Here is a 13,188-nt window from a genome sequence, read left to right on the forward strand (position 1 = left end):
GATTCTGACCGACAACGGCTCGCAATTCACCGACCGCTTCGCCATGAAGGACAAGAAGCCAAGCGGCCAGCATGCTTTCGACAAGGTGTGCGCCGGCATGGAAATCGAGCATCGTTTGGCGCCACCTCGCCACCCAAAAACGAACAGCATGGTGGAGCGCTTCAACGGCCGCATCAGCGAACTGCTGCAGCAAACCCGCTTCGATAGCCGGGCTGACCTGGAGGCGACTTTGCTCAACTACCTGAAGCTTTACAATCACCACATTCCCCAACGCGCCATCGGCACCAAAACGCCCATTCAGGCGCTCAAAGAATGGCAGGATCGAAAGCCGGAATTATTCGTTAAACGCGTCTATGATCAAACGGGACTGGACATTTAGTTAAAGATGTGCCTCGGTGGCCAATTCTGGCAGAGTCATGCCCAGCGGCCATTGGCGACAACAATCATTGAGGCTCGGTCTGACTACAAGCGGCCATTGCGGGCGCGGCAGCCAGCACTAATATGAGGCGCTAAAGCGTGTAGCGCTTTAGTGGGATGGGATATGAACATTCGGTCGGCGACCATTGATGACTACGAGGTGCTTTGCGCCATAGACACCGTTGCTAAGGGGAGTTCTGAGCGGAGGAACCAAATTCGTGACTGGCTCACATCAGCCCGTTGCTATGTCGCCGAGGCAAATGGCAGGGTTGCCGCCTATGGCGTCCTAACCAGTCAGTTCTTTGGGCATCCGTTTATCGAGATGGTGATGGTAGGTGAAGCGTTTCGTCGTCAGGGATTGGGGGGGAAATCATCAAGCATGTTCAATCCCTTATCCCAGCTTCGAAGATATTTAGCTCAACCAATGCCTCCAATGAAGCAATGCAGATGTTGTTTGCTAAATTGGGCTTTAAACCGAGTGGCCATATCGACAATCTTGATGAAGGCGATCCGGAAATCATTTTCTACCATCCCATCATCTAGTTTCATCGTGATGAAATGACCACTTCGGGACGAGTCCGGCCCCGGCAGAGATCGGCTAACAACGGACGGCCTCTGCAAAATAATGATGCTTTGGGGCTCAGTTCATACGGCCGCAGGCTCATTGTTTACTCCGCCATCACCTTCTTGGCCGCCTGGGCCAGGAAGCCTGAGCGCGTGAGGTGGTGCGATTTTGCCAATAGGTCGATATCTCGTAGCAGGCTTTCCGGCAACGAAATATTCAAGCGTGCCGATTTGTGCTGACTTTCGACAGGTCAATATTAACCAGCATCCAAAAGCCGTCAGCATAATCCGGATCGCTTGTCCATTTCTCGATGGCGGAAGCGACAGGAATATTTTCCTCCCCCTCATACATCGTCTCAACAGCTTCTTGGGCGGATTTATTTATATCGTGCAGTTCATCGGCTGCAGTATTGACGCCAGGCAGATCAGGAAACGAAGCGCCATAGGCGCTTTCGGTATCCTTCCATACATAGAGCGGATATAACATTTGTGGCCTCACTTTAACTCAGCAGTATCGAATTTACAGCGCCAATCAGGTAATTGTAGAGGCGCAACCTTTGCCGCTGGCGGCAGTATACGGGGCAGGGACCCGCGCAGCGCTGACAACGTGAATTAGAAGCCCAGTTGCTCAACGGCGATTCCCAGCGTCTTGGCGATTTTTCCGATTGTGGGCCTGTGCAGCGCATCATTTGCCTCCTGCTTCGCATAAGAGGGTTGGGAAAATGCCAATGCGTGCCGCCACTTCGGCCTGGGTGAGCTTGAGGTATTCGCGCCAGGCTCGAACAGGTGTCGCGCCATCGACAGTGGCGCTTACCACTTCATGCGGGATTAGGTCGCGGTCTTGCGAATAGGTAAAGCTGGGCATCACCGAGGAGGCTTGGCCGTGGCGAAGATCGAGCAGACCGGGATCGGCAGCTTCATGGGGCAATGCAAACGGCCCGTAGGTGCTGTATATTATCGCCGTACATGAAGATCCCTTATCGTTACGGGCTGCGTTTACTCTGCCGTCCCGGATGGGGTGCAATGGGTTGGAAGTTCGCGAAGGCTGGAGAGATCCGGCCTTTTCTATTTCTGCGCCGCCCGGCCATCATGATAATCCGTTCAGCGGCCGCCGGCGCGAGCATGCCCTTACCGATCAAGAGAACCAACAAGGAAGAATGACAATGACCATATTTGCAATGCCTGTTTTTGATGCCACCATCATCGTGGATGGAAATGAATTGTTCAAAGGGCGCGGCTCGGCCTCGCTGTGGGCCGAGCGTCTGGCGGTCGAGCTGGGCGGCGAGGTGACGGTGGAGAAGATCGGCAACGGCTGGGTGCTGCGTGGCGTCGTCGACGGCGTCGATTGCACCTGGTGCGTATACGGCCAGCGCCTCAAGCGCATGGATTAGCGGCGCGCCGCCAGCAGGCCGGAGCCGACGATCAGCAGCATGGCCAGCGCCGCTTCCCAGTTCAGGGCGTCGCCCCACAGGCAGACGCCGAGCAGCGCGGAAAACACCACGGTCAGGTAGGCGAAGCTGGCCACCAGGTATTTGCGGCCCTGCTGGTAGGCGTGCGTCATCGTCAATTGCCCGAGCATGCCGAACACGCCGACGCCCAGCAGCGGCCAGACGTTGCCGGCCGTGACGGGCGAAAACCCCGGCCCGGCGACCAGCCATGCCAAGCCAAAGGCGCTGGAGATGGCGAAGAACCAGAACACGGTGCGCCACGACGGTTCGCCCAGCACCCCCAGCTCGCACACCTGCAGCAGGGTGACGCCGCCCAGCACGCCGGAGGCCAGCCCGACCATCGCGGCGATCCATTGCGCCGACGTCAGCGAGGGGCGCAGCAGCAGCACGATGCCGATGAAGCCCAGCGCCAGGGCCAGTAGCATCGGCGCCGTGGGGCGTTCGCGCAGTTTGACGATGCACAGCAAGGCGAAGGCCAGCGACGAGGTGTAGCTGAGCGTGACGGCGGTCGACAGCGGCAGGTGGATCAGCGCGTAAAACGTCGCCAGCAGGGCGAGGTAGCCGACCAAGCTGCGGCGGGCGTGCGCGGCCCAGTTCGGCGTCCACGGCGTCTGGCGGCGCCAGGCCATCGCGCCGCCCAGCGCCAATGCGCCGATGCTGGTGCGCCAGAACAGCAGTTCGACCGAGCCGAAGCTGCCCGCGCCCAGTTTGACGCAGGCGCTCATCAGGGCGAAGCATAGGGCGGCCACGACCATCCAGCCCGAACCCAGGCTTATTCCACTCGGCTTGTTGTTCACGCGCTGATCCTGGTATCCACAATTCAGCGCCGCACCAAGGCGATCAGGTAGCGGCAGGGCGCGTTGCCGGGGTTGTGGAAGGTGCAGTCCTCGGGCGAGCCCAGTTGCAGGCAGTCGCCGGCCTCCAGGCGATGTTCGAGCGCGCCTTCGATGAATACCAGCGTGCCCTGCATGACGATGATTTGTTCGTGGTGGAAGGCGAAGGCGCTGGCCGGATAGGGCACGCGCACTTGCGGTGGCAGCTCGATTTCCAGGTGCTCCAGCACGCCGCCGCCGGGCGGCGAGATCAGCCGCCGCGTGTAACCCGTTTCCGGATCGCGCCACACCACTTGTTCGCCGCGCCGGCTGACGCGCTTGCCGGATTGCTCGGCCAGCGCCAGCAGTTGCGACAGCGCCAGGCCCAGCGCGCCCGACAGGCGCCCCAGCACGGTGGCCGTGGGGCTGGCCTCGCCGCGCTCGATCTTGCTGATCATGGCTTTCGACACGCCGGAGCGTTCCGCCAGTTCGCTGAGGGACCAGCTGCGCTCGGCGCGTTCGAGCCGGATGCGCTGGGCGATCGCCTGGGTGGGGTCGGGCGGCGCGGGGAGGGCGGTGTCGGCCATGTTCAGCCGTCGACCGGGTGCAGCGGCGTTTCCAGCGTCAGCTGGTAGAACGCCAGGTCGAGCCAGCGGCCGAATTTGAAGCCGGCCTGGCGTATCGTGCCGGCGTGCTGGAAGCCCAACTGGGTGTGCAGGGCGATGCTGCCGCCGTTGGCGGCGTCGATGGCGCCGACCAGCGTGTGCACGTCGCGCGCGCGGGCCACTTCGATGAGTTCTTCCAGCAGCTTGCGGCCCAGGCCCGCGCCGCGGTGGTCCTTGTGCACGTAGATCGAGTGCTCGACGCTGTATTTGAAGGCGGGGAAGGCGCGGAAGGCGCCGTAGCTGGCGAAGGCCACCAGGCGGCCGTCGTCGTCCTCGTAGCCGATGACGGGGAAGTTGTTGCCGTTCTTGGCCGCGAACCACGGCCCCATCGTTTCGGGCGCGCGCGGCCGGTAGTCGTATAAGGCGGTCGAGTTGACGATGGCGTCGTTGAAGATGGCGAGGATGGCCGCCGCGTGGCGCTCCTCCGTGCACATGACGAGTTGCATAGCCGGCCTTTGCGTGGAATGTGTTGTTCCACTATGGTAGACGATGCATCTCCTTTGGTAAACTATTTTCGGCGGCGGCGCGCCTCGATCAGCTCGAACAAGGCCATGCCGGCGAGCATGGCGCCGACGAATAGCAGGGCTTTCGGCTGTCCCATGCCGAGGCCGACCAGCGCCGGGCCGGGGCAGAAGCCGGCGGTGCCCCAGCCGATGCCGAACAGCGCCGACCCCAGCGCCAGGCGCGGCTCGATCCGCGTCGCGGCGGGCAGGACGATGGCGGCGCCCAGCAGGGAGGTGCTGCGTTGGCGCGCGGCGCGGAAGGCGAACAGGCCGACGACCGTGGCGCCGCCCATCACCAGCATCAGCGACGGGTCCCAGGCGCCGGCCAGGTCGAGGAAGCCGAGTATCTTGGCCGGATTGGCCATGCCGGAGACGATCAGGCCCAGCCCGAATACGAGGCCGGCCAGCAAGGCTGCGAGGTTCAACATGGCGTCCCCTCAGGCGGCGAGCAGGTGGCGCAGCACGAACACCGTGGCGAAGCCGGCGGCCATGAACATCGCGGTGGCGACGGCGGAGCGCGGCGACAGCCGCGACAGGCCGCAGACGCCGTGGCCGCTGGTGCAGCCGGCGCCGTAGCGGGTGCCGACGCCGACGAGCAGGCCGGCGGCGAGCAGGGTGCCGTTGCCGGCGTCGATCTGCACGGTGGGCAGGGCCTGGAACAGCGCGTATGCCAGCGGCGCGCCAATCAGGCCGGCGAGGAAGGCCAGGCGCCAGCCGATGTCGCCGCGCGCCGGCCGCAGCAAGCCGCCGACGATGCCGCTGATGCCGGCGATGCGGCCGTTGAGCAGCACCAGCATGGCGGCGGCCACGCCGATCAGCACGCCGCCGAGCAGGGCGGACCAGGGGGTGAAGGCGTTCCAGTCTATGCTCATGGGTGTTTTCCTTGATCTGCGACGTTGTTTGCGGGCGATACGCGTTGACTTCAATATACTGAACAATATAATGTAAATCAATATATTAATAGTATTTTTTGCCGCCGCCGGCGCTTTCCCACCTCACCATGCAAGGATTACCATGAGCAGCACGCCCACCAGTTACACCGACCTGACCCAAACCGTCTCCTCGCACCTGGCCACGCTGCGCCAGGACATCCCCGACGTCATGAAGGGCTTCAGCGAACTGGCGCGGGCGGCCACGCGCGACGGCGCCCTCGACAAGAAAACCAAGGAATTGATCGCCATCGCCCTCGGCGTGGCGGCCCACTGCGACGCCTGCATCGGCTTCCACGTGCAGGCGCTGGTCAAGCTGGGCACCAGCAAGGCCGAGCTGGAGGAGGCGCTGGCCATGGCCATCTACATGGGCGGCGGGCCGTCGCTGATGTATTCGGCCAACGCCATGGCGGCCTACGCGGAATTCACCGCCGCCGCGCCGGCCGCCTGATTCAGAACAGCGCGCTGGTGGCGGAGAAGTCGGCCACGCGCGCCACCAGGTCGCGCATGGCGCCGACCAGCAGGCGCGGGTCGTCGCGGCGCCACTGGCAGGCGTAGTGCAGCGGCGCCAGCTCCGGCGCGCCGTCGAGGATGCGCAACTGGCCGCGCTGCGCCAGCGCGCGCGCCCAGCCCTCCGGCAGGAAGCCGACGCCGATGCCGTCGGCCAGCATGCCCGCCACCGCGCCCCAGCCGTTGCAGGTCAGCCGGCGCTCCGCCGTTACCTGCTGCTGCGTCAGCCATTCGTCGAGGATGCGGGTGGTGCCGGCGCCCACGTGCAGGGTGACCAGCGGCAGTTCGCGCAGCAGCGCGGCGACGTCCGCGCCGGCGCGCGCGGCCCGGCCGGACGCCACCCACAGGAAGCGCGCCTGGCCTATCGTCTGCGAGGCCAGCGCGCTGCGCGAGGAGCGCCCGGCGACGACGGCGAAGTCGAGTTCGCCGGCGCCGACGCCCCGCTCCAGCACCGTGCCGATGTCGACATACGGTTCCAGCGCCAGTTGCGGATAGGCCGAGCCGGCCGCGCGCAGCAGCGCCGGCAGCCAGGTCAGCGCCGCCAGCTCGCCGACGCCGAAGCGGCAGCGTCCGCGCATGCCCGCCTCCTTGCCCAGCGAGGCCGTCAGCCGTTCGGCCGAGGCCAGCACGTCGGCGGCGTGCGGCAGCAGGCGGTGGCCGGCCGTCGTCAGCGCGGCGCGGTGGCCGCCGCGGTCGAACAGCGTTTCGCCCAGCGACAGTTCCAGTTCGGCGATGCGCTTCGACAGCGAGGAAATCGACAGGTGCAGGCGCTGCGCCGCGACGGCGAAGCTGGCGCAGGTGGCGGCGGCGTAAAACGCTTCGAGTTGTTTCAGGGTCATACGGCACAGTGTAGCAAAAAAGCGAAATAAGAATTGGAAGTAAATTCGCTTTTCAGCGCCTAGTTCAGCCCTTACCATGCCTGTCAGCCCCATACCGAGACGAGACAGGAGAAGCACCGTGGCCCAATCCCCGCACCTGAACGCGCCCGCCGCAGCCCCGCAAGCGAGCGCCGCGCCGCCGCGCGCATTGCGCCGCGTGCTCTCGCTCGACGACTTCGAGGCGCTGGCGCGGCGCCGCCTGCCGCGGCCCATCTTCGGCTACATCGCCGGCGCCGCCGAGAACAACGCCTCGCTGCGCGAGAACCGCGCCGCCTTCGACGACTACGCCTTCAAGACGCGCGTGCTGGTGGACGTGTCGCGGCGCAGCCAGCAGGTGGAGTTGTTCGGCCGCCGCTACGCCTCGCCGTTCGGCATCGCGCCGATGGGCATCAGCGCCCTGTCGGCTTACCGGGGCGACGTGGTGCTGGCGCGCGCCGCCCAGCAGGCCAATATTCCCGCCATCCTCAGCGGAACCTCGCTGATCCCGATGGAGGAAGTGGCGCGGCAGGCGCCCGACACCTGGTTCCAGGCGTATCTGCCGGGCGACCCGGCGCGCATCGACGCGCTGCTGGCGCGGGTGGCCAAGGCGGGCTTTGCGACGCTGGTGCTGACGGTCGACATTCCGGTGGCGGCGAACCGCGAAAACAATCTGCGCACGGGCTTTTCGACGCCGCTGCGCCCCAGCCTGCGGCTGGCCTGCGACGGCTTGCTGCGCCCGCGCTGGCTGCTCGGCGTGCTGCTGCGCACGCTGTGCGCGCACGGCATGCCGCATTTCGAGAACTCTTTCGCCACGCGCGGCGCGCCCATCATTTCCTCGAATGTGCTGCGCGATTTTTCCGCGCGCGACCACCTGAGCTGGGAGCATGTCGCGCGCATCCGCCGCCAGTGGCAGGGCACGCTGATTATCAAGGGCATCCTGTGCGCCGAAGACGCGCTGCGCGCCCGCGACGCCGGCGTGGACGGCATCATCGTCTCGAACCATGGCGGGCGCCAGCTCGACGGCGCCGCCGCGCCGCTGCGCGTGCTGCCGGAGATCGTCGCGGCCGTCGGCGATTTCCCCGTGATGATGGACAGCGGCGTGCGCCGTGGCGGCGACGTGCTGAAGGCGTTGGCGCTGGGCGCCCGCTGCGTCTTCGTCGGGCGGCCGTTCAACTACGCGGCCGCCGCCGCCGGGCAGGCCGGCGTGGCGCATGCGATCGGCCTGCTGCGCGACGAGGTCGACCGCAACATGGCGATGCTGGGCGTGACGGCTTGCGGGCAGGTGGGGGTGGGGCAGTTGCTGTGCCGGCCTGCCGCGCCGGCGTCTAGCGGCGGGCTTACTTCCCGCTGAGCGGGTCGTACCACAGCTCGCGCCGCGCCAGCGGCGTCAGCGGCGGCAGGTTCGGGTTCGGTATGTGCAGCACGCGCCGGTTGTGCAGGCCGGCGCGCTCTATCATCGGCCCCTTGTAGCGGTAGAACAGCGCGTTCAGCGAGCCGTCGCGTATCATCGTTTCCAGCCCCGCCTCGATGCGCGTGGCCAGGTGCCGGCCTTCGGCGTCGCGGCGCACGAAGAAGTAGCGCGGCAGCGCGTAGTGCAGCAGCAGCGTCGGCTCGACGGCCAGCTCGGGCACGCTGGCGTGGCGCTCGTCGTGCTCGCGCAGGGCCTCGTCGGCGGAGCGCGAGAAGAAGTCGAAGCGCCCCGCCTTGAGCATCGGGAACAGGCCCTCGTAGGAGGTGCCCTCGACGACCGGCACGCCGGCCGCCGTCAGGATGGGGATGTCGGCCCAATCCTTGCCCTGGCCGGCGCGCAGCTTGCGCAGGTCGTCGATGGTGCGCACGGCGGCGAAGCGCGGCAGGTCGGCGGCGCGCACGAGGAAGACGCGGTAGCCGAGCAGGCCGCGTTCGACCGGGATGCGGATGGGCAGGAACTGCTGTTCCAGTTGGTTCGAGGTGGCGCGCACCAGCACGTTGACGCGGCCGTTCGGCGCCAGCAGTTCCTCGCTGACGCGGGCCGGCGACATGTTGCCGCTTGCCTGGCGCAGCGTGAACGGGCCAAAGCGTGCCTGGGTTTTCTGCAGCGCCGTGCGCAGCACTTCCCAGTCGTATTCGTAGCGGCTGTCGAGCGTCGATCCGGCCTGCGGATAGATTACGGTCGTTGTTGCGGCGCCCGCCGCCGCGGCGCCGGACAGCAGCGCCATTACCACGAACCAGACGGCGCCTTGCCGGCGTCCTCTTGCTTGCATCATTACTACACCCCAGGAAAATTTGATGGCCATGCCCGGCAATGGACCGGGCGCCGCCAGTTTTTCCTATGCCGGGGGCTTGGGCAAACGAATCACGTGGCGGTAGATGCCGAGTGTGCCACGCCGGCCGGCAAAACATCAAGTATTTTGTCGGCCGGCGCGCGCCGGGCGGCGCCGTGAATTTTCCGCTGGTAGGACCAATCCGCGCTCAATCGTCGTCCTGCTGGACGCGGCTGCGGACGAAGTCGATGTGGCTTTGCATGGCCGTGCGCGCCTCCTCCGGGCGCTGGCCGCAGATCGCTTCGCACACGGTGCGGTGCTGGTTCAGCAAATGCGCCGAGGTGTCGGCGTCCGCTTCGCGCAGGCCGGTGCCGTTGATGGTGATGTGCTCGCGCAGCATGCCGATGACGCTGGTGTGCAGGTGCAGGAACATGGTGTTGTGCGAGGCCAGCGCGATGGCTTCGTGCAGCCTGGCGTCGGCGCTGGCCTCGCCGGCCTTGTCGTCGGCGCGGCGGGCCCGTTCCAGCTCCGCCATCAGCGCGGCGATGCGCGCGCGGTCGGCGGCGTCGGCCCGCTGCGCCGCGAAGTAGGCGGTGGCCCCCTCCAGGACGCGGCGGAACTCCAGGATGTCGTCGCGCAGCGCCGGATGGTCGGCGACCAGCTGGCCCCACGGCGAGGCGATGCCGGTGCGCAGCTGGTCGGTGACGAAGACGCCGGCGCCGCGGCGGCTGCGCACCAGTCCGCGCGCGGCCAGGCGCTGGGTGGCTTCGCGCACGGTGTTGCGCGACACCGCGAATTGCCCGGCCAGCGTGCGCTCGGACGGCAGGCGCGCGCCGGCCGCCAGGCTGCCGTCGAGCAGCGCGCCTTCCAGCTTGCGCATCACCGCCTCGACCTGTCCCCGCGCCTGCATGCCTGCCGCCATCGTGCTCTCCCTTGTTGTGTCGCTTCCACACTGGTCCGACCAATTTGAGCTTGGATCGGGAAGCTGGAATGATGGACGCATCATACATCCAAATAAAAAACCAGCGCCCGCCGCACCGGCCGGGCCGCCTCAGGAGCGAGACATGCAGCAACGCCACTATCCGCCGGCCCCGGCCGAGGTCTATCTGTTCGCCACCTGCCTGGTCGACCTGTTCGTGCCGCAGGCCGGGCTGGACGCCGTCCGTTTGCTGGAGCGCGAGGGCCTGACCGTGCATTTCCCGCGCGGCCAGAGCTGCTGCGGCCAGCCGGCCTACAGCAGCGGCAATCCGCAGCAGGCGCGCGCGGTGGCGCGCACCCAGCTGGCGCTGTTCGCCCAACCCTGGCCCGTCGTCGTGCCGTCCGGCTCCTGCGCCGGCATGATGCGGCACCACTGGCCGCAGTTGTTTGCCGACGATCCGGTGGCCGGGCCGCAGGCGGCCGAGCTGGCGGGGCGCGTCTACGAACTGAGCGAATTCCTGCTGCGCGTGCTGAAGGTCGACTACGCCGCCGCGCCGGCGCCGGCGCCGGAAACGGTGGTGCTGCACACCTCCTGCGCGGCGCGGCGCGAAATGGGCACGCGGGCGCACGGCGTCGAGCTGCTCGACGCGCTGCCCGGCGTGAGCCGCGTCGAGCACCAGCGCGAATCGGAGTGCTGCGGTTTCGGCGGCACCTTCTCGCTGAAGCACCCGGACATTTCCGGCGCGATGGTGGCCGACAAGATCGCCTCGGCCTGCGCCACCGGCGCGCAGCGGCTGGTGTCGGCCGACTGCGGCTGCCTGCTGAACATCGGCCACGCCGCCGCCCGCAAGGGCGCGCCGCTGGAGGTCGAACACATGGCCAGTTTCCTGTGGCGGCGCAGCGGCGGGGAGGCCGCATGAGCGCGATGGGCGCGCGCGAGCGCATGCTGGGCCGGCTGCGCGCCGCCCACGCCGTCCCGGCCGTGCCGGTGGAAGAACTCGACGGCCGCATCGACAGCCATTACGACGGCCGCCGCGCGCCGGCCTCGAACGCGCAACTGGTGCGGGCGATGCAGGCCGCGCTGACGGCCTCGCACGCCGAGGTCTGGTGCGCCGGCGCGGCCGCCTGGCCGGCGCAGCTGGCCGAACGCCTGGCCGCCCACGGCGTGCGCCGCCTGCTGCTGGACCCGGCCAGCGCCGAGGGCGCCGCGCTGGCGTCCGCCTTGCCGGCGGCGGTCGAGGCGCTGCCGTTCGCCCGCCCGCTGGAGCAGTGGAAGGCCGAGCTGTTCGACAGCGTCGACGCCGGCTTCACGGTGGCCCGCTCCGGCATCGCCGCCACCGGCACGCTGGTGCTGGCGCCGGACGCCGGCTCGCCGCGCACGGCCTCGTTGGTGCCGCCGCTGCATGTGGCGCTGCTCCACGCCGACACGCTGCACGCGGATTTGCACGCGGCCGCCCGCGCCGAGGGCTGGGCCGGCGGCATGCCGAGCAACCTGGTGCTGGCGTCGGGGCCGTCGAAGACTTCAGACATTCAGCAAACGCTGGCCTACGGCGCCCATGGCCCGCGCTGGATGTGGCTCGTCATCGTGGGCGGGGAGGCGGCATGAGCGCGAACACCCTGCATTTCGTCGCGCCGGCCGACTTCCACGCGCGCGCCCGGGCCGCGCTGGACGACCCCAAGCTGCGCCAGAGCTTCCGCGGCGCGATGGACTTCCTGCAGACCAAGCGCGGCGCGCAGTTCCCCGACGGCGACGAGCTGGAGCAGTTGCGCGACCTCGGCGAGGCCGTGCGCCAGCACGCGCTGGCGCGCCTGCCCGAGCTGCTGGTGCAGCTGGAGGACAAGCTGGTCGCCGCCGGCGTGCGCGTGCACTGGGCCGAGGACGCCGCCCAGGCCAACGCCATCGTGCACGGCATCGCCGCGGCGCACCAGGCCAGCCGCATCATCAAGGGCAAGTCGATGGTCAGCGAGGAGATCGAGCTGAACCACTACCTGGCCGGGCGCGGCGTGTCCTGCATCGAGTCCGACATGGGCGAGTACATCGTCCAGATGGCCGGCGAGAAGCCCTCGCACATCGTCATGCCGGCGATTCACAAGACGCGCGCCGACATCGCCGCCCTGTTCGAGCGGCACATCCCGGAGGCGACCTACACCGAGGACGTCGACGCCTTGATCCAGACGGGCCGGCGGGCGCTGCGCCAGGAATTCGTCGACGCCGAGATCGGCCTGTCCGGCGTGAACTTCGCGGCGGCCGACACCGGCACGCTGTGGCTGGTCGAGAACGAGGGCAACGGCCGCCTGACGACGACGGTGCCGGACGTGCACATCGCCATCATGGGCATGGAAAAGGTCGTCGCCAAGCTGGAGCACATCGTGCCGCTGGCCAGCCTGCTGACGCGCTCGGCCACCGGCCAGGCCATCACCACCTATTTCAACCTGATTTCCGGGCCGCGCCGCGAGGGCGAGCTGGACGGCCCGCGCGAGCTGCACCTGGTCCTGCTCGACAACGGCCGCAGCCAGGCTTACGCCGACGAGCAGTTGCGCGCGACGCTGCAATGCATACGCTGCGGCGCCTGCATGAACCACTGCCCCGTCTACACGCGCATCGGCGGCCACGCCTACGGCACCACTTATCCCGGGCCGATCGGCAAGATCATCTCGCCGCACCTGCTGGGGCTGGACGCGACGGCCGACCTGGCGACGGCGTCCAGCCTGTGCGGCGCCTGCGGCGAAGTGTGCCCGGTGCGCATCCCGATTCCGCAACTGCTGATCCGCCTGCGCACCGAGGCGAACCGGAATCCGGACGAGCGGGTCGCGCATCCGCTGCGCGGCCAGGGCGCCAAATTCAGCCGCGGCGAAAAACTCATCTGGCGCTTCTGGAGCGGCGCCTTCGCCCACCCCGCCAGCTACCGGCTGTTCCGCTGGGCGGCGACGCGGCTGCGCGCGCTGACGCCGTCGCATCAGCTGGGCTGGACCCAGCACCGCGAGCCTTTGAAACCGGCCGCGCGCAGCCTGACCGAGTTGCTGCGCGAGCGCGGCCAGGCCGAGTAAACACACCATAACAATAATTTCATAAACAGCAGCACCTGGAGGAGACACCATGCAAACCTGGAACCAGATCTACACCCCGCTCGGCAGCCTGTGGCTGTCGGCGCTGGCCGCCGCCATCCCCATCATTTTCTTCTTCATCGCGCTGGCGATACTGCGCTTGAAGGGCCACGTGGCGGCGGCCGTCACGCTGGCGCTGGCCATCGGCGTGGCCATCTTCGCCTACGGCATGCCGGCGACGCAGGCGCTGGCGGCGGCCGGCTACGGCTTCGCCTAC

At 67.6% G+C, this 13,188-nt stretch carries 18 protein-coding genes and 1 pseudogene; 9 read left to right on the top strand and 10 right to left on the bottom strand.

Going from position 1 to position 13,188, the window contains the following annotated elements; genetic code table 11:
* Both OIK44_RS25290 and OIK44_RS25295 read left to right on the top strand, forming a co-directional pair.
* The coding region (locus tag OIK44_RS25290; protein WP_273674985.1) for an integrase core domain-containing protein at positions 1 to 379 on the top strand (379 nt) is incomplete at its 5' end.
* 162 nt (positions 380 to 541) lie between these two features.
* Entirely contained in the window at positions 542 to 979 is a 438-nt protein-coding gene (locus OIK44_RS25295) for a GNAT family N-acetyltransferase (protein ID WP_273674986.1), read from the top strand.
* A 106-nt stretch (positions 980 to 1,085) separates the two neighbouring features.
* Here the strand turns inward: OIK44_RS25295 and OIK44_RS25735 are convergent, their stop codons facing one another.
* Together OIK44_RS25735 and OIK44_RS25305 are read right to left on the bottom strand one after the other, a co-directional pair.
* Positions 1,086 to 1,190 carry a type II toxin-antitoxin system HicB family antitoxin gene (locus OIK44_RS25735; protein WP_273675012.1) on the bottom strand — a complete coding sequence of 35 codons (105 nt, stop codon included), beginning with the start codon at positions 1,188 to 1,190 and terminating at the stop codon, positions 1,086 to 1,088.
* A pseudogene (locus OIK44_RS25305) lies at positions 1,167 to 1,468 on the bottom strand (type II toxin-antitoxin system HicB family antitoxin); the annotation flags it as partial. The pseudogene OIK44_RS25305 and the gene OIK44_RS25735, both read right to left, overlap by 24 nt.
* A 676-nt stretch (positions 1,469 to 2,144) precedes the next feature.
* Here OIK44_RS25305 and OIK44_RS25310 point away from each other — a divergent pair.
* Complete coding sequence (locus OIK44_RS25310; RefSeq protein ID WP_273674988.1) at positions 2,145 to 2,372, top strand: hypothetical protein; 228 nt, start codon at positions 2,145 to 2,147, stop codon at positions 2,370 to 2,372.
* On the opposite strand, the gene OIK44_RS25315 is transcribed toward OIK44_RS25310, so the two are convergent.
* The 5 genes from OIK44_RS25315 to OIK44_RS25335 form a co-directional block, all read right to left on the bottom strand.
* Positions 2,369 to 3,226 (bottom strand): DMT family transporter, encoded by an 858-nt coding sequence (locus OIK44_RS25315; RefSeq protein ID WP_273674989.1) that lies wholly within the window; start codon positions 3,224 to 3,226, stop codon positions 2,369 to 2,371. The genes OIK44_RS25310 and OIK44_RS25315 overlap by 4 nt on opposite strands.
* A gap of 23 nt (positions 3,227 to 3,249) precedes the next feature.
* The gene (locus OIK44_RS25320; protein ID WP_273674991.1) at positions 3,250 to 3,828 is read right to left on the bottom strand and encodes a helix-turn-helix domain-containing protein; all 579 of its coding nucleotides are present in this window, start codon (positions 3,826 to 3,828) and stop codon (positions 3,250 to 3,252) included.
* A gap of 2 nt (positions 3,829 to 3,830) precedes the next feature.
* Positions 3,831 to 4,352 (bottom strand): GNAT family N-acetyltransferase, encoded by a 522-nt coding sequence (locus OIK44_RS25325; protein WP_273674993.1) that lies wholly within the window; start codon positions 4,350 to 4,352, stop codon positions 3,831 to 3,833.
* 62 nt (positions 4,353 to 4,414) lie between these two features.
* Positions 4,415 to 4,837, bottom strand: a complete 423-nt coding sequence (locus OIK44_RS25330; protein ID WP_273674995.1) for a DUF6691 family protein — start codon at positions 4,835 to 4,837, stop codon at positions 4,415 to 4,417.
* A 9-nt stretch (positions 4,838 to 4,846) separates the two neighbouring features.
* A complete protein-coding gene (locus OIK44_RS25335; RefSeq protein WP_273674996.1) occupies positions 4,847 to 5,362 on the bottom strand; it encodes a YeeE/YedE family protein in 516 nt (171 codons plus the stop codon).
* A gap of 61 nt (positions 5,363 to 5,423) precedes the next feature.
* On the opposite strand from OIK44_RS25335, the gene OIK44_RS25340 reads away from it, so the two are divergent.
* A complete protein-coding gene (locus tag OIK44_RS25340; RefSeq protein WP_273674998.1) occupies positions 5,424 to 5,789 on the top strand; it encodes a carboxymuconolactone decarboxylase family protein in 366 nt (121 codons plus the stop codon).
* A gap of 1 nt (position 5,790) precedes the next feature.
* On the opposite strand, the gene OIK44_RS25345 is transcribed toward OIK44_RS25340, so the two are convergent.
* The gene (locus OIK44_RS25345; RefSeq protein ID WP_273675001.1) at positions 5,791 to 6,687 is read right to left on the bottom strand and encodes a LysR family transcriptional regulator; all 897 of its coding nucleotides are present in this window, start codon (positions 6,685 to 6,687) and stop codon (positions 5,791 to 5,793) included.
* A 76-nt stretch (positions 6,688 to 6,763) separates the two neighbouring features.
* Here OIK44_RS25345 and OIK44_RS25350 point away from each other — a divergent pair, with 76 nt between their 5' ends.
* Complete coding sequence (locus tag OIK44_RS25350; protein WP_420213889.1) at positions 6,764 to 8,056, top strand: alpha-hydroxy acid oxidase; 1,293 nt, start codon at positions 6,764 to 6,766, stop codon at positions 8,054 to 8,056.
* Here OIK44_RS25350 and OIK44_RS25355 read toward each other — a convergent pair.
* Both OIK44_RS25355 and OIK44_RS25360 read right to left on the bottom strand, forming a co-directional pair.
* A complete protein-coding gene (locus OIK44_RS25355; protein ID WP_273675005.1) occupies positions 8,043 to 8,951 on the bottom strand; it encodes a type 2 periplasmic-binding domain-containing protein in 909 nt (302 codons plus the stop codon). The two genes, OIK44_RS25350 and OIK44_RS25355, sit on opposite strands and share 14 nt — an antisense overlap.
* Positions 8,952 to 9,156: 205 nt before the next feature.
* A complete protein-coding gene (locus tag OIK44_RS25360; protein WP_273675007.1) occupies positions 9,157 to 9,870 on the bottom strand; it encodes a FadR/GntR family transcriptional regulator in 714 nt (237 codons plus the stop codon).
* A 142-nt stretch (positions 9,871 to 10,012) separates the two neighbouring features.
* Between OIK44_RS25360 and OIK44_RS25365 the strand changes: the two genes are divergently transcribed.
* From OIK44_RS25365 to OIK44_RS25380, 4 genes are all read left to right on the top strand, one after another.
* Entirely contained in the window at positions 10,013 to 10,786 is a 774-nt protein-coding gene (locus tag OIK44_RS25365; RefSeq protein WP_273675008.1) for a (Fe-S)-binding protein, read from the top strand.
* Entirely contained in the window at positions 10,783 to 11,472 is a 690-nt protein-coding gene (locus OIK44_RS25370; RefSeq protein WP_273675009.1) for a LutC/YkgG family protein, read from the top strand. Before OIK44_RS25365 ends, OIK44_RS25370 begins: the two co-directional genes overlap by 4 nt.
* The gene (locus OIK44_RS25375; protein WP_273675010.1) at positions 11,469 to 12,914 is read left to right on the top strand and encodes a LutB/LldF family L-lactate oxidation iron-sulfur protein; all 1,446 of its coding nucleotides are present in this window, start codon (positions 11,469 to 11,471) and stop codon (positions 12,912 to 12,914) included. Before OIK44_RS25370 ends, OIK44_RS25375 begins: the two co-directional genes overlap by 4 nt.
* A gap of 49 nt (positions 12,915 to 12,963) precedes the next feature.
* Positions 12,964 to 13,188: L-lactate permease (locus tag OIK44_RS25380; RefSeq protein ID WP_273675011.1), on the top strand; the 225-nt coding region annotated here is incomplete at its 3' end.

Source organism: Janthinobacterium fluminis, assembly GCF_028595325.1.
Lineage (GTDB): Bacteria > Pseudomonadota > Gammaproteobacteria > Burkholderiales > Burkholderiaceae_D > Janthinobacterium > Janthinobacterium fluminis.